At 60.5% G+C, this 19,824-nt stretch carries 18 protein-coding genes; 7 read left to right on the top strand and 11 right to left on the bottom strand.

The genetic code is table 11. The annotated features are described in order from the left end of the window. Positions 1-3: 3 nt before the first annotated feature. Complete coding sequence (locus BN874_RS12950; RefSeq protein WP_081756379.1) at positions 4-1,350, bottom strand: cyclic nucleotide-gated ion channel; 1,347 nt, start codon at positions 1,348-1,350, stop codon at positions 4-6. 220 nt (positions 1,351-1,570) lie between these two features. Between BN874_RS12950 and BN874_RS12945 the strand changes: the two genes are divergently transcribed. After that, positions 1,571-3,034 (top strand): DEAD/DEAH box helicase family protein, encoded by a 1,464-nt coding sequence (locus tag BN874_RS12945; protein ID WP_230314430.1) that lies wholly within the window; start codon positions 1,571-1,573, stop codon positions 3,032-3,034. A gap of 299 nt (positions 3,035-3,333) precedes the next feature. Here the strand turns inward: BN874_RS12945 and BN874_RS12940 are convergent, their stop codons facing one another. Beyond that, on the bottom strand, positions 3,334-5,565 hold the full coding sequence (locus BN874_RS12940) for an AAA family ATPase (RefSeq protein WP_051497815.1): 2,232 nt from the start codon (positions 5,563-5,565) through the stop codon (positions 3,334-3,336). A gap of 204 nt (positions 5,566-5,769) precedes the next feature. On the opposite strand from BN874_RS12940, the gene cpdA reads away from it, so the two are divergent. Together cpdA and BN874_RS12930 are read left to right on the top strand one after the other, a co-directional pair. After that, complete coding sequence (cpdA, locus tag BN874_RS12935; protein WP_034434078.1) at positions 5,770-6,570, top strand: 3',5'-cyclic-AMP phosphodiesterase; 801 nt, start codon at positions 5,770-5,772, stop codon at positions 6,568-6,570. Continuing rightward, the gene (locus BN874_RS12930) at positions 6,567-7,154 is read left to right on the top strand and encodes a class II aldolase/adducin family protein (protein ID WP_320411473.1); all 588 of its coding nucleotides are present in this window, start codon (positions 6,567-6,569) and stop codon (positions 7,152-7,154) included. The genes cpdA and BN874_RS12930 overlap by 4 nt, the downstream gene beginning before the upstream one ends. A gap of 107 nt (positions 7,155-7,261) precedes the next feature. Here the strand turns inward: BN874_RS12930 and BN874_RS12925 are convergent, their stop codons facing one another. Together BN874_RS12925 and BN874_RS12920 are read right to left on the bottom strand one after the other, a co-directional pair. Further along, positions 7,262-9,106: an Hsp70 family protein gene (locus BN874_RS12925; RefSeq protein ID WP_034434075.1), complete on the bottom strand. Its 1,845-nt coding sequence runs from the start codon at positions 9,104-9,106 to the stop codon at positions 7,262-7,264. Then, on the bottom strand, positions 9,103-9,657 hold the full coding sequence (locus BN874_RS12920; protein WP_034434073.1) for a DUF2760 domain-containing protein: 555 nt from the start codon (positions 9,655-9,657) through the stop codon (positions 9,103-9,105). Before BN874_RS12920 ends, BN874_RS12925 begins: the two co-directional genes overlap by 4 nt. 222 nt (positions 9,658-9,879) lie before the next feature. Between BN874_RS12920 and BN874_RS12915 the strand changes: the two genes are divergently transcribed. Next, entirely contained in the window at positions 9,880-10,245 is a 366-nt protein-coding gene (locus BN874_RS12915) for a response regulator (RefSeq protein ID WP_034434071.1), read from the top strand. A 52-nt stretch (positions 10,246-10,297) separates the two neighbouring features. Here the strand turns inward: BN874_RS12915 and BN874_RS12910 are convergent, their stop codons facing one another. The 3 genes from BN874_RS12910 to BN874_RS12900 form a co-directional block, all read right to left on the bottom strand. Next, complete coding sequence (locus BN874_RS12910) at positions 10,298-11,008, bottom strand: hypothetical protein (protein ID WP_034434070.1); 711 nt, start codon at positions 11,006-11,008, stop codon at positions 10,298-10,300. Continuing rightward, entirely contained in the window at positions 11,005-11,571 is a 567-nt protein-coding gene (locus tag BN874_RS12905) for an RNA polymerase sigma factor (protein WP_034434067.1), read from the bottom strand. Before BN874_RS12905 ends, BN874_RS12910 begins: the two co-directional genes overlap by 4 nt. A gap of 86 nt (positions 11,572-11,657) precedes the next feature. Next, positions 11,658-13,442 (bottom strand): vWA domain-containing protein, encoded by a 1,785-nt coding sequence (locus BN874_RS12900; protein ID WP_034434064.1) that lies wholly within the window; start codon positions 13,440-13,442, stop codon positions 11,658-11,660. Between the two features lie 167 nt (positions 13,443-13,609). Between BN874_RS12900 and BN874_RS12895 the strand changes: the two genes are divergently transcribed. After that, positions 13,610-14,551, top strand: a complete 942-nt coding sequence (locus BN874_RS12895) for a serine/threonine-protein kinase (protein WP_034434062.1) — start codon at positions 13,610-13,612, stop codon at positions 14,549-14,551. Between the two features lie 59 nt (positions 14,552-14,610). On the opposite strand, the gene BN874_RS12890 is transcribed toward BN874_RS12895, so the two are convergent. Continuing rightward, positions 14,611-16,161: a complex I subunit 4 family protein gene (locus BN874_RS12890; RefSeq protein WP_051497814.1), complete on the bottom strand. Its 1,551-nt coding sequence runs from the start codon at positions 16,159-16,161 to the stop codon at positions 14,611-14,613. 461 nt (positions 16,162-16,622) lie between these two features. Next, positions 16,623-16,763, bottom strand: a complete 141-nt coding sequence (locus BN874_RS24600; protein WP_154724924.1) for a hypothetical protein — start codon at positions 16,761-16,763, stop codon at positions 16,623-16,625. Positions 16,764-17,072: 309 nt separating this feature from the next. Here BN874_RS24600 and BN874_RS12885 point away from each other — a divergent pair, with 309 nt between their 5' ends. Both BN874_RS12885 and BN874_RS12880 read left to right on the top strand, forming a co-directional pair. Next, positions 17,073-18,299 carry an esterase/lipase family protein gene (locus tag BN874_RS12885; RefSeq protein ID WP_154724923.1) on the top strand — a complete coding sequence of 409 codons (1,227 nt, stop codon included), beginning with the start codon at positions 17,073-17,075 and terminating at the stop codon, positions 18,297-18,299. Between the two features lie 20 nt (positions 18,300-18,319). Next, on the top strand, positions 18,320-18,610 hold the full coding sequence (locus tag BN874_RS12880; protein WP_034434059.1) for a polyhydroxyalkanoic acid system family protein: 291 nt from the start codon (positions 18,320-18,322) through the stop codon (positions 18,608-18,610). Here the strand turns inward: BN874_RS12880 and BN874_RS12875 are convergent. Together BN874_RS12875 and BN874_RS12870 are read right to left on the bottom strand one after the other, a co-directional pair. Beyond that, entirely contained in the window at positions 18,589-19,341 is a 753-nt protein-coding gene (locus BN874_RS12875) for a DUF8198 family protein (RefSeq protein ID WP_051497813.1), read from the bottom strand. The genes BN874_RS12880 and BN874_RS12875 overlap by 22 nt on opposite strands. 36 nt (positions 19,342-19,377) lie before the next feature. Then, on the bottom strand, positions 19,378-19,623 hold the full coding sequence (locus BN874_RS12870; protein ID WP_034434055.1) for a hypothetical protein: 246 nt from the start codon (positions 19,621-19,623) through the stop codon (positions 19,378-19,380). Positions 19,624-19,824: the final 201 nt, after the last annotated feature.

The raw sequence follows: 19,824 nt of genomic DNA, 5'->3' as shown, positions 1-19,824 counted from the left end.
CGCTCAGGCGGCGGGAGTTGGGTCGGGAGTCGGGCCAGGTGGACGTTGGGGGTTTCGTGCGGCGGCGATGGCCCGGATATGGCGGGCGAAATCGGGATAGCGATCCAGAATAGGATCGAACGCCTCCCGGGCGAGCACGAACAAGTCGCAATAATCGGTGGCCCGAACGGTGGCGTTGCGCGGAGCGTGATCCAGCAGCGCCATCTCGCCGAAAAAATCCCCACTGTGCAGCGTCGCGATCACCGCGCCGGTCGCGGTGAGAATATCCACCGCACCGCGTTGGATCACATACAGCGCATCAGCGGGTTCGCCGGCCCGGAACAGGATTTCGCCGGGCACCGCCACCCGGGGTTTGAAGGCCAACACAATGGCCTCTACCGACCGCCGCTCGGCCCCGCGAAAAAACGGCACTCGGTCGATAAGTTCCGCATGGAGGGCCAGGACGATTTTGGCGCGGAGGATGGGGGGCAGGGTCGCCAGCACCGTGCGATCCTCGTAGCCGTGGCGGCTCTCCCACAGATAGCGGTAATAAGCCCGAACCTTGACCCGCAACGGTTTGGGAATCTGGTGATGGCGCATGAACGCCTCAGCTCGATCCACTTTGGTCAGGTAGCGTTCCCGCTCGGCGTCCATCCGAAACAGCAGCGTCGCCACGTTGCCCAGGATAAAGCCGAAGAAGCCGACCCCCACCATCATCGCCAGGCAGGCGTACATCATCTGCGGCAGGGTTTGCGGGTGGATGTCGCCATAGCCAACCGTGGCCAAGGTGGTGATCGTCCAGTACACCGCTCGTCCGTATTCAAACAAGAGGTCTTGGTGCGGGCCGCTGGAGCCGCTGCCCAGCCCGACCCAGCCGCAGGCGAACAGATGGATCACCAGCGGTAGCATCGCTCCAACCGATCCAAGCCGAGCCGCTACCGGATGCAATGCATCCAGACGTTGCCGCAGCTTCCAGGCTTCGCGGAACCCGCGCAGCAGCGGGAGCTTGGCCAGATAAAGCAGCGTGGCCGTATTGCCCAGGGTCGGTTCGGCCAAGCTGACCAGCGGCAGGGCGGCCAATCCCAGCGCCAGCGGCCAGATGATTCCCCGGTGGGCGCGTCTGAACTCACTCGCGGCGACCAGCAGCGGGATCAGCAGCAACACCAGGATACTGTAGTCGAAGAGGGTATCGGCCCAGGGTGACTGGATCACTGCCGGGAAGGCCAGCCGGAGCGGAATCCAGAACCCGCCGATCAAGGTGGCGCCCATCAGGTTGAAGCGGCTGAGGTGGATTCCCCAGTATCGCCACCCGTCGGCTTTTCGGGCTATCGGCGCATCGGGGGATGTCGTGGATGGAGGCAAATCGGCCATATCAGGAGCGGAATTAAGCTTTTAGCTCTATATCATGCAAATCAACCATCAAGCGAGTTGGACAAGGGAAGGGCATCAAGATACGCCGGCCCCAGCCAATCGCTAATTTTTTTGATGATGGCCTTTGCTGAAAACCGTTCACACCGCCATCCCGGCCTCCGAGATTATAGTTTGAGAAAATATGCAACAATGATTCATTTCCAACCGGATTAGGCTCTTCGTGAAACACGGTACTAAGGACACCGCCGGTCTTTACCGGATCGACCGCAATGAAACCGGGCGTCAGCTCCGTTTTGATCGCGGTACGCTGCTGCTGGAAGGCGTGGCTGAACTGCCCGCCGGGCTGGACACCTGGTTTTGCTACGATCCCCGCGTCGATGCCTACCGGGCACCGGCCAATTGCTACAACGACATCATCGGTCCGCTCAAAGGTGAACTCACCCGCAACAAGGCGCCGCGTTATCAGCGCCGGGAACTGGTCTGTGCGCTGGAGATGACGCCCTACCCGCATCAGCAGGAGGCGCTCGCGGCGTGGCAAGCGGCCAAGGGGCGCGGCGTGGTGGTGCTGCCGACCGGGGCCGGTAAAACCCTGGTCGGATTGCTGGCGCTGTGCTGGGCGCGACGTGACGGGCTGATTATGGTGCCGACGCTGGATTTGATGCAGCAGTGGTACGCGCTGTTGCGGGCGGCATTCCCCGACAACGAGATCGGTCTAATCGGCGGCGGCTACCACGAACCGCAACCGCTGACGATTGCGACTTATGATTCCGCCGCCCGCCATATCGAACGGCTGGGCGACCGTTTCGGCCTGCTGATCTTCGACGAGGCGCATCACCTGCCATCGGAGTTCTACCGGATCATCGCCGAATTTTCGCTGGCGCCGTACCGGCTGGGATTGACCGCGACCCCGGAACGTGGCGATGGCCGCGATGCCGATTTTCCCGCTCTGATCGGTCCCATTGTCTATCGCAAACGCCCGGAACAACTGGCCGGCGGCGTGTTAGCGGAATTTCAGGTGCGGCCCATTCATGTTGACCTGTCCCCGGCGGAACGCGCCGCTTATCAGCAGGCATTGGACGAACGCAACGCCTTTTTACAGGCGAATCGGCTATCGCTGAGTACGCTGGACGGCTGGAACCGCTTCGTGATGCTGTCGGCGCGCAGCGTTGAAGGTCGCCGCGCCATGCGCGCCCACCGCGACGCCCGCCGTATTGCTCACGCCACCCCGGCTAAAATGCGGGTACTCGGCCTGATCCTCGCCAACCATCCCGGCGCTAAAACCGTGATCTTCACCGAAGATAACGCCACCGCCTACGAAGTTTCGCAACGCTTTCTGATTCCCTGCCTGACCCATCAGACCGTGATCAAGGAACGGCAGGTGATCCTCGACGGTTTCAAAAGCAGTACCTACACCGCCATCGTTGCCAGCAACGTCCTCAATGAAGGAGTGGACGTGCCGGATGCCTCGATTGGGGTGATCCTGTCCGGCAGCGCCTCGGCGCGGGAATTTGTACAGCGGCTGGGCCGGATTCTGCGGCGCGGCGAGGGCAAGCAGGCGGTGCTGTATGAAGTCATCGCTCGCGAAACCCGTGAGGAACGGGTGGCCGAACAACGCCGCATCGCGCCTGGCGCCAGCCAGCGAGCGGAACGGATCGAAGCCACGCTGGCGTTGTTCGATCCGTAGCGTTCGGTCGATCCCGATCCAGCTCAGGATCTTCGCTTAGGCAGGCTGGTTAGAGGCTGTATAAAAACTAATATATTGATTTGAATAGTAATAGCCTTGGAAAATTTGAGAAATTCCCCGATTCCGGCTTGAAGACCCGCTTCCAGGCTCCTTAATTTTGAGAAGGGACTGAATAATGATTTCAGGACTTTCGCTAAACCCGTAAATTCGTCATACCCGCGAAAGCGGGTATCCAGGCTTTTCAGCGGCTGACTGGATTCCCGCCTACGCGGGAATGACGGAAAGCGAAAATCCTAGATTTACTCCTCCAACCGCCGCCGCAATGCCGCTTCTTCGGTCAGCGCGATCAGCAGCAGTTCAGCGCTCAACGTCTGGCCGAGCAGGCTGGCGCGACGGCGGACGGTGGCGAAATCACCCAAGGTCAGCGCTCCCACTGCCCACAGCCGGGTCAGCAGCTCATCGGACAGACCTTCCGCCGGCAGCGTCCCGACTTCACTCAGCGCATGGCAAAAGCAGTGTTCAGCCTGTTCGGCGGCCAGCGGCCAGAACCGCGCCTTGATGTCAAAGCGCCGCCGTACCGCCGCGTCGAGATCGTCAATCCGGTTGGTAGCGCACAGCAAAATGCCGTCGAACTGCTCCATCCGCACCAGCAATTCATTAACCTGGGTGACTTCCCAAGTCTGGTGAGCGTACTGACGGCCACGCAGAAAGGAATCCGCTTCGTCGATCAGCAATACCGCTTTGCTGTGGCGGGCTTCCTGAAACATGCGGGCGATCCGCTCCTCGGTGCCGCCGACCAGCGAGTTCAGTAAATCAGAAGCGGTGCGCAGCAACAAAGGCCGATCCAGCGTTCGCGCCAACCAGGCGGCGAAGGCACTCTTACCGGTTCCCGAAGGTCCGTACAGGCAAATCCGGCCTTGGCCCTGTCGAGACAGACCCTTGACCAGATTCGGCAAATCGCAATCGCAATTGATCAGGCTGGGATCGTAATCGTCGGCGATGCCCACGGTCGCTGGCCGGAAGGGCGGTTCGCCGTAGTGCGTTGCGGTCAAGGCGTTATCGAGCATCCGGTTCAGCAACGCCTCGCCCTGTTCAGCGAACGCCTCCGGCAGCAGTTGTGCCAGCCGCGCCGCTTTTTGTACCAGCGCCGGGCTGAGGTGGGGATTTTCCGCTCGCTCGCTGATCCAGCGCGGCGACACCGCCAACTCGCCAAGATGACGGCGAATGATCCGCTCACGGACGGGACGGGGCGGAATATCCAAAGCGATATGCAGATCGAAACGGCGCAGAAAGGCTTCATCAATGGTGTCAATCCGGTTGATGATCCAGATCGTCGGCACCTGATTCTGCTCCAGCACCCCGTTCAGCCAACCCTTGTTAACCCCGCTTTCGCGCCGGGTGAAGAAAAACGGCAATTCCATCTCGCCCCCTTCCGAGAGTACATCGCCGGCCTCGTCGAACAGCAAGGCGCACTCGCGCCGCCGGGCCAGCAGGTGCTGGGCCAGACCGTAGCGGGACAGCCGTTGGCGGGCGTTGAGCGGGTCTTCATCCTCATCGCTGGCCTGTACCGTGTGCAGCGCCACACCGGCAGCTTGGGCCAGTGCCAGCGCCATTTCAGTTTTGCCGGTGCCGGGCGGGCCGTACAACAGAATGTTGACGCCCGCGACGCCGGTTGCAGTCGCCTGCGCCAGCAAGCGGCGGGCCAGGTCAAAATCCTCGGCCAGATGGGTGAAATCATCCGGTGTCAGCGAGGAGACTCGTGCCGGGGTGATGTAATGCTGGAACAGGGTAGCGGTATCCAGGCGCTCGCCCAAGAGCAACTGTGGCAGGCGGTCGAGCAGATCCAGTTTGGCACGTAAGTCGTAGTTGCTGCTGTCATCCACCCGAATCAGGCCGGCACGGGCCAGTAGACCCGCTGGCAGCAAGGCGCGATGTACCGCCTCAGCGCGGGCGCCGAGCATCGCTGCCAGCGCCGCACAGGCGCCCCGGCGAGTGAATTCGCCCAGTGGCTTGAGGGCGGTGTGCAGAATGGGATCAAGGTGGAGCATGGCAACCAGTAGCAGTAACTCGTGCTCCAGCGGGGCCAGACCCAGAGCGGCGGCGATAGCGGCAGCGTTGCCAAAGGGCGGACGCCGGTCGAGATGCGGTTTTTCCACCTCCAGCTTGTCCAGTTGCCGTTGCAAGGTTGCGGCAATCGGGCCACGCAGGGTAATGCCGAGAAGAGGCAATAACCGCCACTGGCGATTCTGGCGCAGGTGGCGCTCGCTGCGTTCCTGCCGCACGTTCAGCCAGGCGCGCAGCACCCAGCGGCGGCGGGTAACGGGATAGTCCGGGCTGAGGTGGACCAGTTCATCGAGAATGGCTTCAATGTCGCCATCACACTCCAGTTCGCAATCTTCCAGATCGTCATGCAGAAACTCCTTGAACCAGCGGTCGCCATCGCCCTCGCCCAGGCTGGGAATAGCTGGGATTTGCTCTTCCCACCCCGGTTCCTCGCCATCATGTTTTGCGTCGCGTCGCCGATTGGCCATGTCCTGTCCTCTGCGTTGTCATCGAATGCGTTGCCACAGCACTATGCTAAGACTTACTGTATCAGGATTTCCGCTCCATCCAGCCATTCAGCTATCTTGAGCCAGTCGAAGAGTCGTTCATTGCTGAAAAACAGAACTCGACCGTTCGACTCCAGAAACCTCAAGCCATTTCACAACGATCTATCTCTCGCGAGGCCCGTTCCGATGCCGACTGCCAACCCACTTCGAGTGATCCAGATCACCGATCTCCATCTCAAGGCTCAACCGGGCAGTCGCTTGTGGGGCGTGGACGTGGACGCAGGATTGAACGCGGTACTGGCACGAATCCGGGAGCAACATCCCCAAGCTGATTTTATCCTCGCTACCGGTGATTTGGTCGGCGATGAACCGGAAGCGTATATCCGGCTGCGGCAGATACTGGAGTCGCTGGGGGTGCCGGTTTACTGCTTGCCAGGCAATCACGATTTTCCCGGAATCATGGGGCGGGTACTGCGCGGCGGATCGGTGCGGATGGAGCGGTATTTGGTCGCTGATCACTGGCAGTTCGTGCTGCTGGATTCCAGCTTTCCCGGTACGCCCGGCGGTCATCTGGCCCCCGGCGAGCTGGCGCTGCTCGATACCGCGCTGGCCCTCCACCCCGAATTACACACCCTGGTTTGTCTGCATCACAACCCGCTACCGGTCGGCACGGTCTGGCTCGACACCATGACGGTCAGCAATGGTGAAGCACTGTTTGCAGTGGTGGATCGTTATCCCCAGGTGCGGGCGGTGGTATGGGGGCATATCCATGGCGAATTCGCCGCCCGGCGGGGCACGATTCAACTGCTGGCGACTCCGGCCACTTGCATTCAATTCAAGCCGGGGGCGCTGGAGCCAGAGGCGGATGAATTGCCACCCGGTTATCGCTGGTTTGAATTATATCCCGATGGCGGGTTGAAGACCGGAGTGGAGCGGGTCGAGTGGCCGGTTCGCCCGCACGGTCTGACGCGGCGGGTTCCCGCTTGAGTCTCATTCCTTTATTATTCGCTACCATGAACAGCAAAGACGATCTGGTTCGACACTACCACTGGCTGCGCCAGTATGGCCTCAACGATTCTCACAGCGGCAACGCCTCGGTGCGGGATAGTGATTCTCTCTGGATCACGCCGACCGGCTGCTGCGCGGACACGCTCAGCAGCGGCGATCTGGTTGAGTGCCGCCTTGATGGATTCATTGGCAAGGGTGCTTCGATGGACGCTCGCCTGCATCTGGCCATCTACCAGTCTAACCCCGAAATCTGCGCCGTGCTGCATAGCCACGGCCCCTATTCGGTGGCGATGACCATGGACAACGAAGAATTTTTGCCGGCTGACTTTGAGGGCCAGTTATATTTCAGCCGGGTGCCGGTGCTGACGATTCCCTACGATCAGTATGAAGCCCGTTCGCCCCGCATGGTCGCCGAAATTCTGGCGGACTATCCCATTGCCGTGGTACGCGGCCATGGGGTCTACGCCTGCGCCAACAGCCTTAACCTCGCCTATAAATGGACCTGCTCGCTGGAATTGTCGGCCAAGACCGCTTTCATCGCCCAGCAGGCGGGCAAAATCTAAGCAGCGGAATCAGGACGTTCGCCAATGAAGCTGTCATACCTGTTTTAGACTAAGCTTAGTTTAGTCTTTATCAAGGGATCGCCAATAGACACTCGCCCTATCCAGTCTCAATTTTCCCCGCGCACATCGAATTCGATCTTCCAACTTTCCCCGCCGGATCGCGGCACCGCTTCCAAACGCAGCGTCCCCACTTCAGTGACTGCCGCGTGCAGACGCACCGGCACCACTTCGCCCGGCTGGCGATCCTCGGCAGGCAACGTTGCCTCGATCTCCTCCAGCTCTTCCATCTCGTCTGGTGCCCATTGCTCCAGCACCGTGCCCACATGGTCCGACCGTCGCACCGAGGAACCGAAGAAGCGGAAACGCACCGGCTCGCCGACCACCAGTCCGACTTCCTGTGGCGGCAGTTCGGCCTGGGTGCCCTCCTCCATGCCGAAGGGCGCAATACAGAGCGCCTCAATCAGCGGTTCCATCCCCGGCACGGCCGGCATGGCGCTCTCCACGCCAACGTAGTAGGACTTGGCGGTGCCGCCCCGAATCCGCACCCCACGCCCACGTCGCACATAGCCGTAATAAGCCGCGCCACGCGCCACCGCCAGATCAAGATCGGCCCCTTCCAGCAGTCGCACCGGCGGCGCATCCTCCGCAGCCAGCCAGCCGTTTAGCACCTCCAGGGTCCGCGTCAACAGCGACTGGGCCTTGAACACGCCGCCGTTGAACAGCACAGCGGTAGGATGCAGGAAGCTGGCGTTCTCTGGCATCGGCCGGTCGAAACCGGCCAGATCGCGGGTGGCGCCCACCTGTCGGCCCAGAAACGCCGCCAGATGGCGGGTCATGGCCGCATCCTGGGCATAGGGCAACCCCAGCTTGGTCAATGCCGCCCGCGCCCGGATCGCAGGCCGCGCCGTCGCCTCCACCCATGGGAAAAAGCCCTCGACCAGAGTAGTTCTGACTTCTTCGCGAGTCAGTTCGGTGCGCAGCGTACCGCCGATCAGCCGGGAACCTCGACTTGGCACCACCACCGGAACTGCCTCGGCTTCGCTACCCTCGCTCAGCAGGCTTTCCTTGGCGTGGCGGCAGCCGTGGGTCAGCGCCTGCAACTGCCAGGGATCGAGATTAACGCCCTGCCCGGACAGCTTGGCGCGAACCGTATGCGCCAGCGCCAGATCCATGTTGTCGCCCCCCAGCAGGATGTGATCGCCCACCGCCACCCGTACCAGTTCCAGCGAACCATCGCGCTCCGTCACCGCGATCAGCGAGAAATCGGTGGTGCCGCCGCCGAGATCCACCACCAGGATAATGTCGCCGAGCTGGACCTGTTTACGCCAGGCGCCCTGGGCAGCCAGAATCCAGTGATACAGCGCCGCCTGTGGCTCCTCCAGCAATACCAGATGGCCCAAACCGACCGCTGCTGCCGCCTCGGCGGTCAGTTCACGAGCGACGGGATCGAAGGAAGCCGGCACCGTTAGCACGACCTCCTGTTCCGGCAGCGGCGCATCGGGATGTTGTTGATCCCAAGCCGCGCATAAATGCGCCAGATAGCGGGTGGACGCCTCCAGCGGCGACACTCGTGCCACTTCTTCCGGCGCTTCCACCGGCAGAATAGCGGCGCGCCGGTCAACGCCAGGATGACACAGCCAGCTCTTGGCACTGGCGACCAGCCGGATCGGAGTGCGTCCGCCCATGCTCCGGGCCAGCTCGCCAATCACCAAAGGCGATGGCTCACCCCACGGCAAAACGCGGTCTTCCGGTCGCAACTCGTCGGGATGCGGCAGGTACAGGAACGATGGCAGCATCGGCCGTTCCTCCACCGAACCCGGCGCGGTCAATTGCGGAATGCGTTCGATCCAGTCCACCACCGCATCGCGGTCGCTGGCGGTCAAATCCACCGCCGCCATAACGCAATGGGTGGTGCCCAGATCAATGCCGACGGCGTAGCGGGACTCGCTCATAGCTCCACCTCCGCCGGAGCCAGCACCCGGACATCGTGGCCCTCGGCCAGCTTGGGCAGTTTGATCGCGGTCACCTGCCAGCCGCGATGCATCAAGGTACCCACGAACGGCGGTTGGCCGACCACATTACCGGTCAGCCGCACTGCGGCGGCGTCAAACCCGGATGGCAAGGTCAACTGCACCCCTTCGGTTTCGGATCGCACTGGATCGATCTGGAAATGATCGCGGATCACCTTGTAGCAACCTTCATGCACCACTCGCGCCGCACCGCCGATCTCGGCATCGGAGTAGGCGGTGACGTTCTCCTTCAGAAAATCCACGAAGCGGCCTTCCTGTTGCAACAGCGCCAGCAGTTGCAACGCAGAATCCGGCAACGTCTGCCGAAGCGCCGCCGGCTTGGGCAATTCTGGAACTGCCGGCGTGGAAAGATCCAGCTCGCCCCGCTCCAGCCGCAGTAGGTTTTCGGCGAACTCATCATGGGTCAGAATTCGCCCAAAGACGCGCAGCGCCAAGGTCAAGCGATTGAAAAAGCTCAATTGTGACTGTTTCACGCAACAAACTCCCCTGAATAAGACCTGTTCTCTTGGTATCCTATCACGCACTCGCTGACCGCTGAGGGTCACGAGAGCATCCCCGAAACCGATGAATTTCGCTTATGATGCTAAAAATAGCATTGGCGAATATCGGAATGGTCGGCTAGATTTTTGGTAGAGCGCCGGTCGCCCCGTTTCCCCAAGCACCAAGGCTCGCATGATCCCTTCAGGAGTGGCAGCATGGCCCGCATACTGATTGTCGACGACTCGCCCACCCAGACGTTGAGTCTCGCCAAAATACTCAAAAAACATGGGCACGAAATCATCACCGCCAAGGATGGGATGGAAGGCGTCGTTATCGCCAAGGCGGAACTACCGGATCTCATCCTGATGGATGTGGTCATGCCCAAAGTGAATGGTTTTCAGGCGACCCGACAGATCACCAAAAACCCTTCCACCAGCCAGATACCAGTGATCATCGTCACCACCAAGGATCAGGAAACCGACAAGATCTGGGGTGAGCGCCAAGGCGCCAAAGGCTATGTCGTCAAGCCGGTGGACGAGGATATTCTGGTCGCAACCATCAATAAGTTCCTTCCTCAGTAGTTCAGCGCCGCCGGCAGCCATCTCTCTCGCCATCCTCCAGCATTGCCGTGTGTTATCGCGGTGGTTCTGCCACAGTGTCTGACGGTTCATCGGGATAATGCTGTCGGAACTCGGTCAGACGGGCCTCGGCCTCGACGGTCCGACCCTGACGGCGCAGTTCAGCAATTTCCGCCAACCATTCCGCTGGCGGTCGCTTCCTGGCCCGATCTCGATCCGGCACTGTTTCTACGTCCCGCTTTGCTGGCGCCGCTCGCAAGAGAGATTCCTGTGGGCGCTGTTCCGCTGACGCTTTCGGCGTAGCGAGCGGCGCACTTTGTAGCGCACCGACCGCCGGCGTGGCGGGCAGAATCGATGTCGGCGATGCACGGTCAGCCCGGTTGGCATGATCAGCCATCGTGGATTCGGCTCTCCTAGCCTCCGGCGCGTCCTTCCCGGCAGCAGACCGGGACAGGGATCGCGCTGCTTTCTCCTCCAGCGCCGCTGGCATCCCGCTCCTCTCGCCGGCGGGCGGCAGTACCCGGATCAGTCCCACTGCCAGCACCACCGTCGCCGCCAAGGCTATTGGCAGGGTCCATCGCCGGGCGCGATGCGGCTTGGGTAAAGGGATCACGGGTGTCGGGCGCGGCTTCACCGCTATTCGGGCTGCCGTCAGAATGCGCTGATCCAGCTCGTCCGGCGGATCAACATTGCAAGTTTCCCGATACAAACCAGACAGGAATTCACCATCAAGGGGTTGAAATTCGTCATGGCGGGGATCGTTCATCGTGCGCCTCCCAGGCCGCGCCGCAGGCGAGCTACTGCGTAGCGCAAGCGGCTCTTGACGGTTTCCCGGCCCGTTCCCGTCGCCTGCGCAATCGCCTCCAGCGACAGCCCCGCTTCTTCCTTCAGCAGAAACGCCTCGCGCTGGGCTTCAGGTAATTCCGCCAGCAGGTTCAATAACTGTTCGGCCTGGCGGCGGCGGTCGTCCTGATTCTCCGGCTGAGCTTCCGCCGGCGCTGGGACTTCGGCCCATTCCGGGCAATCATCAGCGTAAGACAGCGGCAAGCCACGGGCGCTGGCGCGATAGTGATCGATCAGCCGGTTATGAGCCAGCCGGTAGAGATAGGTGGTGAATTTGGCCTGCACGGTGTAGCTCGCTCGTGCGGCAACCAGCTTCAGCCACACATCCTGAAACAGTTCCTCGGCTATCGCCGGCAGGTTGCACTGACGCAGCAGATAGCGGTAGAGCGGTCCCTTGTGGCGGGCGTATAACCGCGTGAACGCATCGGCGTCGCCCTCGCGGTAGCGCAGCATCAGAATTTCGTCGGCATCATCATCGGTTGGCATGGAATGGGACTTTACCCGTCTGGCAGACGGCGGAAAAGTCCCTATGCGCCCAGCCTCTCCCGCCAGCGGGCGAGGAGCGGGGTCTCTCAACGCACCATTTGCCCTTGTTCGCCGGGCTTGCCGGGGTCGAGCGACCGCGCCAGCCCAACCAGGGTCAGGAATTCGCCCCGGTAGCCGAAGGGATCGGCGCCGCGCGCGCTACGGGCCAGTGTCAATACCTCGTCATAGCCGAAACCGCCGGTGTAACGGGCGCCGCGCAGCGTCTGACCAAAGCCGGCGACCGCCGCTGCGAAGCGAAACCGCTCGCTGGCGTCCTTGGTCTCCCTGACCGCCTGATCGCGGCGGATCGGCCATTCCAGCAACTGGCTGGAATCGCTGTCCGGCTGTTTGTAGCGCAGCCGCAGGAAGGCGATTTCGTTGCCGCGATCTGCGGTCTCCGCTGCCGCCGGTTGACCGTAGCGCAATGGCTCGGTCAGGCTGCCGCCGCCGCCTTTCAGAGCAATTTCGTACAGCGCAGTGACGGTATGGCCTGCGCCGATATCGCCGGCGTCCACTGCATCATTGCCGAAGTCTTCGCGCCGCAGCACCCGGTTTTCGTAGCCGATCAGCCGGTATTCCTCGACCAGGGCCGGGTTGAATTCGATCTGGATTTTCACGTCCTTGGCGATGGTGAGCAGGGTCGCGCTCATCTGTTCGACCAGCACCTTGTTGGCTTCCTGCAAGGTGTCGATGTAAGCGTAATTGCCGTTGCCGGCGTCGGCTAATTGCTCCATCAACTGGTCGTTGTAATTGCCGGCGCCGAAGCCGAGGGTGGTCAGGGCGACGCCGCTTTTACGCTGGGTTTCAACCAGATTCTTCAGCGCCTCGAAGTTGACGGTGCCGACGTTGAAATCACCGTCGGTAGCCAGAATCACCCGGTTGACACCGCCTTCGATGAAACCTTCGCGAGCCAGATTGTAGGCCAGTTGAATGCCGGCGCCGCCGTTGGTAGAACCGCCGGCACTGAGCCGATTCAGCGCGGCTTCGATTTTCGCCTTCTGATTACCGGGAGTCGGTTCCAGCACCGTGCCCGCCGCACCGGCGTAAACCGCAATCGCCACCTTGTCTTCCGGGCGCAATTGCCGGGTCAGCAGTTTCAGCGCCGGCTTGAGCAGTTCCAGTTTGTTGGGCGCTTCCATTGAGCCGGAAACATCGATCAGGAAAACCAGATTGGCCGGCGGCAACTGGGTTTTCGGCAGGTTATAGCCCTTGATGCCAACGGCCAGCAGCAGGGTTTTCGGATTCCATGGCGTCGGCGCGAGTTCGGTGCTGACCCGAAACGGCGGCTGGCGACCTTCGGGCAGCGGGTAGTCGTAATCGAAATAGTTGATTAGCTCCTCAACCCGCACTGCGTCATGCGGTGGCAGCCGGCCTTCATTGAGAAAGCGGCGGACGTTGGCGTAGGAACCGGTGTCTACGTCGATGCTGAAGGTCGAAACCGGCTGTTCGGCGGCGCGCTTGACCGGATTTTCTTCCTGATGGGCGTAATTCTCGCGGTCGGTCGGTTCGCTGGCGGCGCGCAGTCCGCCCAATTCCGGGGATTGAGCGACGACGCTGGCCGGCGTGGTGGCGCCGGACGCCAGCCTGGCCTCGTTGGGTCTCGCTTTCGCATCAACCCGTGCGGGTGGCGGTGGCGCGGCAGAGGCCAAAAACTGAGGCAGCGTCGATACCGGCTGCGCCACTTGGGTGTCTTTCTCTGGGTGTTGTCTGACCGATGATTCGGCGGCGGTTTTGCCGGTGTTGGGCGGGCTGGATGGCGGTTCAGCATTGGGCGAGCAGCCCACGAGCAGGGCGATGACGAGCAGGGCGCAAAGCGGTAACGACGGGTTCATCACATCCTCCACAAGCAAGAGTTAGGAGTTCATGGTTATAAACGCTGCTGGTCGCGCGATGGGGTTAAGAATTGGGAGAAGGTTGATCGGCTTGCCGTTCATCCCAGCCTGTCCCATCATTTACTGTCTATTCCACCCTGGAATCTCCGCGCAAGGTAATCATCTCCATGGAACCGATGGCAATGCCCCAGATTCCCGGCTACCGGATCGAAAAAATCATCGGCAAGGGCGCCATGTCCACCGTTTATCTGGCGATCCGGGAATCGCTGGGGCGGCCGGTGGCGCTCAAGGTGCTGACTCCAAAGTTGGCGGCCGATCCCACCTTCCACAAGCGTTTTATCAAAGAGGGTCGGATCATCGCCAAGCTCGGCCACCCGCATATCGTCCTGACCTGGGACGCCGGCAGCAATGAGGATATTTATTACATCGCGATGGAGTATCTGGAAGCCGGTACGCTCAAGGAGCGGATCAAGGCGGGTCTGACGCCGGAGCAAGCAGTTAACATTCTATGCCAAATCGCGCAGGCGCTGGATTATGCGCACCGCCAGAATTGCATTCACCGCGATATCAAGCCGGCCAATATCCTGTTTCGTAATCCGGAGGTGGCGGTGCTGTCGGATTTCGGCATCGCCAAAAATCTGGAGGATAAAACCCAGTTGACTGCTGCCGGCTGGCGGCTTGGTACCCCCAATTACATGAGTCCAGAGCAGGCGTTAGGTAAGCCGGTGGATTCACGCTGCGACTTGTACAGCTTGGGCATCGTGTTTTACGAGATGCTGACTGGAACCCGTCCGTATCAGGGCGCCGATGCGTTCGAGATTGCGCTGATGCATGTCAAGGGGCCGATTCCGACCTTGCCGGAGCCGTTGCGCCGCTTTCAGCCGGTTCTCGACCGGTTGCTGGCCAAGCATCCAGAGGCGCGGTTCGCCAGTGGCGAGGAACTGGCGCAAGCCGTTCAGAGTGTTGCTATGACTGCTCCCGCGCCCGTTGGCCCAGACCGGTCAGTGTGGCAACAAGCGCGGCCCTGGATTCTGGCGGCGCTGCTGGCCGGATTGGTGGCGCTGCTGACTTACTCGTTCTGGCCCGTTACTATCGTTACGTCTCCCTGATTTTGAGTCCATCCCGTTAGAGCAGTAGATACTGAATTCTCAGAGGCGGAAAGACCGCATTACGGCTCCCGCAATGCAGTTGATGGGCCGGAATCCAGACCTGTGGTGGTCATCCGTGCAACCCAACCGTTCGCTGCGCTCGCCGTGACCTCCTGCACCAGGCTGGGAAACAGCCCGCCCGCAAGAACCAATACCGCCATGACGCCTGCAATCAGCAACTCGCGTGGCCGCAGATCAAGAGCGGCGGCGACCGTCGGCTGAGTGACTGGACCCAGGAACGCCCGCTGGAAGAGGCCGAGAAAGTAGGCGGCGCTCAGAATGACGCCGAACAGCGCGATGAACGCCACGCCGGGGGAAACCTGGAAGATGCCGATCAGGATCAGCAATTCGGCGACAAAACCGTTAGTGCCGGGTAAGCCGATAGACGCCATGCCGAGCAGCAGAAAAAACGCCGTCAGCAGCGGCAGCGGGCGCGCCAGTCCGCCCAGGCTCGCCAGATCGGTTGAGCCTAAGCGATGGTGCAGAAAGCCGGTGAGGAGCATCAGACCGCCCGCGACCACTCCAAAATTCACCAGTTGGAAAATCGCACCCTGCACGCCTTGGATATTCATGGCGGCGATGCCGACGATGACCAGACCAACGTGGCTCACGCTGGAGAAAGCCAGCATCTTGCGAAGATTGGACTGCCGCAGCGCCACCAGCGCCCCGTAAATCGCGCCGAACCCGCCCAGAACGGCCATCAGCCAGAAATACTCGCGAGCCGCCGTCGGTGCCAGCGGCAAGGCAAAACGTAGAATACCGAATGCACCGAGTTTGAGGCCCACTAGCAGTGCGCTCAGTCCTACCGGCCCCTCCCGCAGCACGGTTGGCAGCCAGGTATGGAATGGAAACAGCGGCGCTTTCACCGCAAAGCCGAAGAACAGCAGCAGAAACACGGCGGTCTGCAACGGAGCGGGCAGTGGGTGAGCAAGCAGAGTCAGGTAATCGAAACTCAGCCCGTTCCCGGTAATATCGGCGTGATAGAGCGCCAGCAGGATCAGGGCAAACAGCAGCGGAATCCCGCCGGCCAGCATGAACAAGGTATATTTGGTCGCGGCGAAACGCCGTTCCGGCCCGATGCCCCACAGGCTGATCAGAAAGTAGATTGGCGCCAGGGTCAGTTCCCAGAACAGGAAAAACAGCACCAGATCCAGCGCGCAAAACACGCCCATGGTAACGCCTTCCAGCACCAGCAGCAGCGCGAAATACAGCCGAGGCATCGACTGGATGCTGGTCCAGGACGCCAAAATGACGCCGCAAAACAGCAGCGCGGTCAGTGGCGGGAATAGGGCAGCGATGCCGTCAATCCCGATCAGATAGTGAACATTCAGGCTGGGAATCCAGGAGGCGCGTTCCACCAACTGCATCCCGCTAATTTCTGGACGCAGCGCGGCCAGCATTGCCAGCGACAAGGCCAATTCCAAAGCAGCTCCAACCAGCGTCACGATGCGCACGGTGCGGTTTTCACGCAGGAACGGCAGTAGCAACGCCCAGACCAGCGGCAACAGGATTAGCAGGCTCAGGATGGGTATGCCGAGTGGATCGGCTGTAAATAAGGGTTCGGGGTTCATCGTTGGTTTCTCTGTTAGATGTTTTCTAAGTGCATTTTCTATGTCGCATCTACTCGGGAAAGAAACAAGGCTCGTTGATCTAACGGTTTATCTTTTTTCAACTTCGTCTTTCTTACTGGCCCTAGTTCACAGGTCACATCATCCATGAAGAAATTAGCATGATTATTTTTAAGTTTTTCAATTACCCGCTTGACGGTTTCAATACTCTGCTCTTCAAGGAACCGAAATGCAGATGATACAAGATATTCCTGATTCAACTCGAAGGTCAGCCATTTTCTATTTAAAGCTTCTGCCGTAAATTCAGTAGTATTAGATCCACCAAAAATATCCTCCTGTAAATTTTCCTGTGATCGGAACTGTGGGGCAGGCAGGTAAAATAAACATCACCTATTGAGATCAATGGGTTGGATTCAGTCAACGCCCTAGCCTGACGCTACCAACCCTCGCCATCACCGGAAAATTTACAGTACCAACTCCTTGAACGCGACCGCCTGGGCAATGGGGCCTAAACCCGCGCCGGCCTCGCCAGCGGCTGCTTTCAGATCGGCATGGCCGATCCAACTGACCAAGATGGGTTGCAGCGGCACGATTTTGCTTTTCATGGTGGAGCATTCAGCATTGACATCCGTTCTGCGCCGAGGCCGATATTGAGCGGTTGAGGAACCCAGCGGACGAAGCAAGCGGGGAGGGTTGCGATGGGCCGGTCGGGGTCGGGTTCAAATCCTGGTGCCTGCTCGTTGATCGAGCGGCTAGCGTTCCACAGTTTCCGGCGCTTTTCACTGCCCACCGCTTATCCCCAACTCCCGTGAATCACTTCGCTACAGCGTCTTGTAATGCCGGTTCAGGCAAGGCATTTCCACGGGGTGGCGTTAAACTTTGCCCTGTTTCGGCCACCGGTTCAGGTACCCGTCATGCATTTAACCAAATTGCCGCGTCTCTTACTGTTATTGCTGCTGCTGGCTTCCCCATTTGCTTATGCTGACAACAACTATCCGCTGGTGCTGGTTCATGGCTTCATGGGCTGGGGGCGGCAGGAATTGCTCGGCTTCAAGTACTGGGGCGGACTGGGAGATTTGCAGGAGGCGCTGAATCAGGCGGGCTACCCCACCTACACCGGCGTGGTTGGACCCTTTGCCAGCAACTGGGATCGCGCCTGCGAGTTGTATGCCTACCTCAAGGGCGGCACGGTGGATTACGGTCAGGTTCACGCAGCCACCCACGGTCACAACCGTTACGGTCGAACTTTTACCGGCCTGTACCCGGACTGGGGTACGGCGGACACCAGCGGCCGGATGCGCAAAATCCACCTGATCGGTCACAGTCAAGGCGGCCAAACGGTGCGGGTACTGACGGCTTTGCTGGAACAAGGCGCGGTGGTGGAACAAGCCGCTACGCCAACACGGGAACTATCGCCGCTGTTTCAAGGAGGTAAGCCCTGGGTTCACAGCGTGACTACCCTCGCTGCGCCGCACGATGGCACCAGTATCGCCGTCGGCATTGATACGTTGTTGCCCTTCGTTCGCACCAGCCTGCTCGGCTTCGCCGCCCTGGTTGGGGTGCAGCCCGATCAACTGCCCTACGATTTTAAGCTGGATCAATGGGGGTTGCGGCGCGAGCCTGGCGAGACGTTGAGTGCTTACCTGACGCGGGTTGAACACAGTCCGATTTGGCAATCCCGCGACATCAGCGGGTGGGATCTCAGTCCTGACGGCGCCCAGGAATTGAACGGAAAATTCCCGGCTCAGCCGGAGGTGTACTATTTTTCCTGGGCGACCTCGGCGACCCTGCCGATTTGGCCGTTCCATCATCAAGTGCCGATTCCTACCCTGCTGCCGCAACTTTGGACCAGCGCGCTGTTCATCGGCGCGTATTCTCGTAATGAACCCGGTCACGTCACTATTGATGCCGATTGGTGGGAGAATGATGGTCTGGTCAACACCCGCTCGATGGCCGGCCCAACCCTGAATTCGTCTGACCGGATTGTGCCTTGGCGCGATCCGCCACAACGCGGATTGTGGAATGATCAAGGCGTGTTGGCCGGCTGGGATCACATGGACATCGTCGGCATCGGCACCCTGCGCGATGTGCGCAACTGGTATCTGCGGCTGGCGCGGACGCTGGCTGATTTGCCGCCCTGAACCTCTGGAGCCACTACGATATGTCTCATATTGCCATACACCGCGCCCATTCTCTCCCGCTCGACCAGGCGCGACAGGCGGCGGAAACGCTCGCCACCCAACTTGCCGCCCGTTATGAGATCAGCTACCACTGGCAGGACGATGCGCTGCATTTCGAGCGTTCCGGGGTGAGCGGTTGCATCGAACTGGAACCGGGTACGGTTCGGGTGAACGTGCGGCTGGGATTTTTGCTGGTGTGGCAGAAAACCTGGCTGGAGCAGGAAATTAACCGCCAGTTGGACGAGGTGTTTCAGCAGGTCGATCCGGGGTAAGTCGATACGCCATTCCATTCCAGCGGCTGGGAATGACCGCTGCGAATGCGCTCCAGAATGGCGCGTTCACGGCGGGTGATGGTAGTAATAAAGGTCTCCGCGTCCGCGCCCATGCAGCGGAAAGCCTCAAAGCCCGCGCTCAAAAATCGGTGCAACTCCACCAGTCCGGCTAATCGCGCCGGCGTCTTCGCCAGCTTCAGCGCGGTATGAATAAAGCGTCTGGGGACGATGCTCTGCAAATCCCGTCCGAGTTGTTCAACCAGTTCGATCTGATCACTGCGCTGCTGGTAGCGGGCGCATTGCCGGTAGGCAGCGACATAGGTCGCTTCGTCCAGCGAGTCGCGAAAGTCGAATTCCGCGACCAGAATTCGGGTCAGTCGAGCATCCAGTTCGCGAGACAGGGCGTTGAGTTCCAGTGCCAGCGCGGTGGTGTACAGCACATTTCCCGGCAGAATGTGGGTCATCATTGGCACGATGCGAGCCAAATCCTGCTCGCGTTGACCCAGATCCCCATCGCCGTAGAGTTCGTGCAGAAAGAACTCTGCCGCCAGCCGATAGCGGGCGTTCTGGCGCAGATCCGCATAGGTGCGCGCCAGCCGCGCCGACTGCCAGCGGCGCAGGAGGCTCAATTCCCGCTCCAGTCCGCCAGTTTCGCTGCTGCGGAACGCCTGATTGCGTTGCAACTGTTCCAGCAATCGCGCCGCGTTGTGGGTTTTATCGTGATCAGTCATGGCGATAACCCATGAGGCCGGCGAGATTTTCTGCGGTCATTTTAGAAGTTGCCCCGGCAAATCCAGCAGGAATCGTCCCGTGTTCGCCAGTTGATGTCCGAGCAGCGTCCAATTTTCCGCTCGCTTGCGCGCTTCCAGACAGCGCAGAAAGCGCACCCGATCCGCTGCGCTTTCCTGCGCAAAAATGGCAGCCCACAGGGTATCGTTCACATTGTAAATCCGCCCCTCGGCCAGACAGACCGGAATGACTGCCGCCACCGGCATCGCCAAATCTACCGCCACTGCTTCCACCGCCGCCCGGATGTTGGTCGCCTTGGCGGAACCCTGTGGATGCAGCAGATCGTAGGGCGGTTGCCATTGGCGCGGCGGGCGTAATTGATCAATGTGGCTGACTGCGACCAGAATCGGCGGCGGGCGGCGCTGGGGCCGGGCGATAGCAGCAGAGGAAGATGTGATTGTCTATGGTGAAATTTACGATTTCTA

Source organism: Candidatus Contendobacter odensis Run_B_J11 (assembly GCF_000531125.1).
GTDB classification, from domain to species: domain Bacteria; phylum Pseudomonadota; class Gammaproteobacteria; order Competibacterales; family Competibacteraceae; genus Contendibacter; species Contendibacter odensensis.
This window is presented reverse-complemented; position numbering and strand designations above follow the sequence as displayed.

What these genes read in the sequence shown, in the direction of transcription:
- BN874_RS24600 (WP_154724924.1), bottom strand. Translation starts at nt 16,763, where the DNA reads ATGAAAAGCAAAATCGTGCCGCTGCAACCCATCTTGGTCAGTTGGATC.
- BN874_RS12905 (WP_034434067.1), bottom strand. Translation starts at nt 11,571, where the DNA reads ATGCCAACCGATGATGATGCCGACGAAATTCTGATGCTGCGCTACCGC.
- BN874_RS12880 (WP_034434059.1), top strand. Translation starts at nt 18,320, where the DNA reads ATGTCTCATATTGCCATACACCGCGCCCATTCTCTCCCGCTCGACCAG.
- BN874_RS12885 (WP_154724923.1), top strand. Translation starts at nt 17,073, where the DNA reads ATGCATTTAACCAAATTGCCGCGTCTCTTACTGTTATTGCTGCTGCTG.
- BN874_RS12890 (WP_051497814.1), bottom strand. Translation starts at nt 16,161, where the DNA reads ATGAACCCCGAACCCTTATTTACAGCCGATCCACTCGGCATACCCATC.
- BN874_RS12875 (WP_051497813.1), bottom strand. Translation starts at nt 19,341, where the DNA reads ATGACTGATCACGATAAAACCCACAACGCGGCGCGATTGCTGGAACAG.
- BN874_RS12950 (WP_081756379.1), bottom strand. Translation starts at nt 1,350, where the DNA reads ATGGCCGATTTGCCTCCATCCACGACATCCCCCGATGCGCCGATAGCC.
- BN874_RS12910 (WP_034434070.1), bottom strand. Translation starts at nt 11,008, where the DNA reads ATGAACGATCCCCGCCATGACGAATTTCAACCCCTTGATGGTGAATTC.
- BN874_RS12900 (WP_034434064.1), bottom strand. Translation starts at nt 13,442, where the DNA reads ATGAACCCGTCGTTACCGCTTTGCGCCCTGCTCGTCATCGCCCTGCTC.
- BN874_RS12925 (WP_034434075.1), bottom strand. Translation starts at nt 9,106, where the DNA reads ATGAGCGAGTCCCGCTACGCCGTCGGCATTGATCTGGGCACCACCCAT.
- cpdA (WP_034434078.1), top strand. Translation starts at nt 5,770, where the DNA reads ATGCCGACTGCCAACCCACTTCGAGTGATCCAGATCACCGATCTCCAT.
- BN874_RS12940 (WP_051497815.1), bottom strand. Translation starts at nt 5,565, where the DNA reads ATGGCCAATCGGCGACGCGACGCAAAACATGATGGCGAGGAACCGGGG.
- BN874_RS12915 (WP_034434071.1), top strand. Translation starts at nt 9,880, where the DNA reads ATGGCCCGCATACTGATTGTCGACGACTCGCCCACCCAGACGTTGAGT.
- BN874_RS12895 (WP_034434062.1), top strand. Translation starts at nt 13,610, where the DNA reads ATGGAACCGATGGCAATGCCCCAGATTCCCGGCTACCGGATCGAAAAA.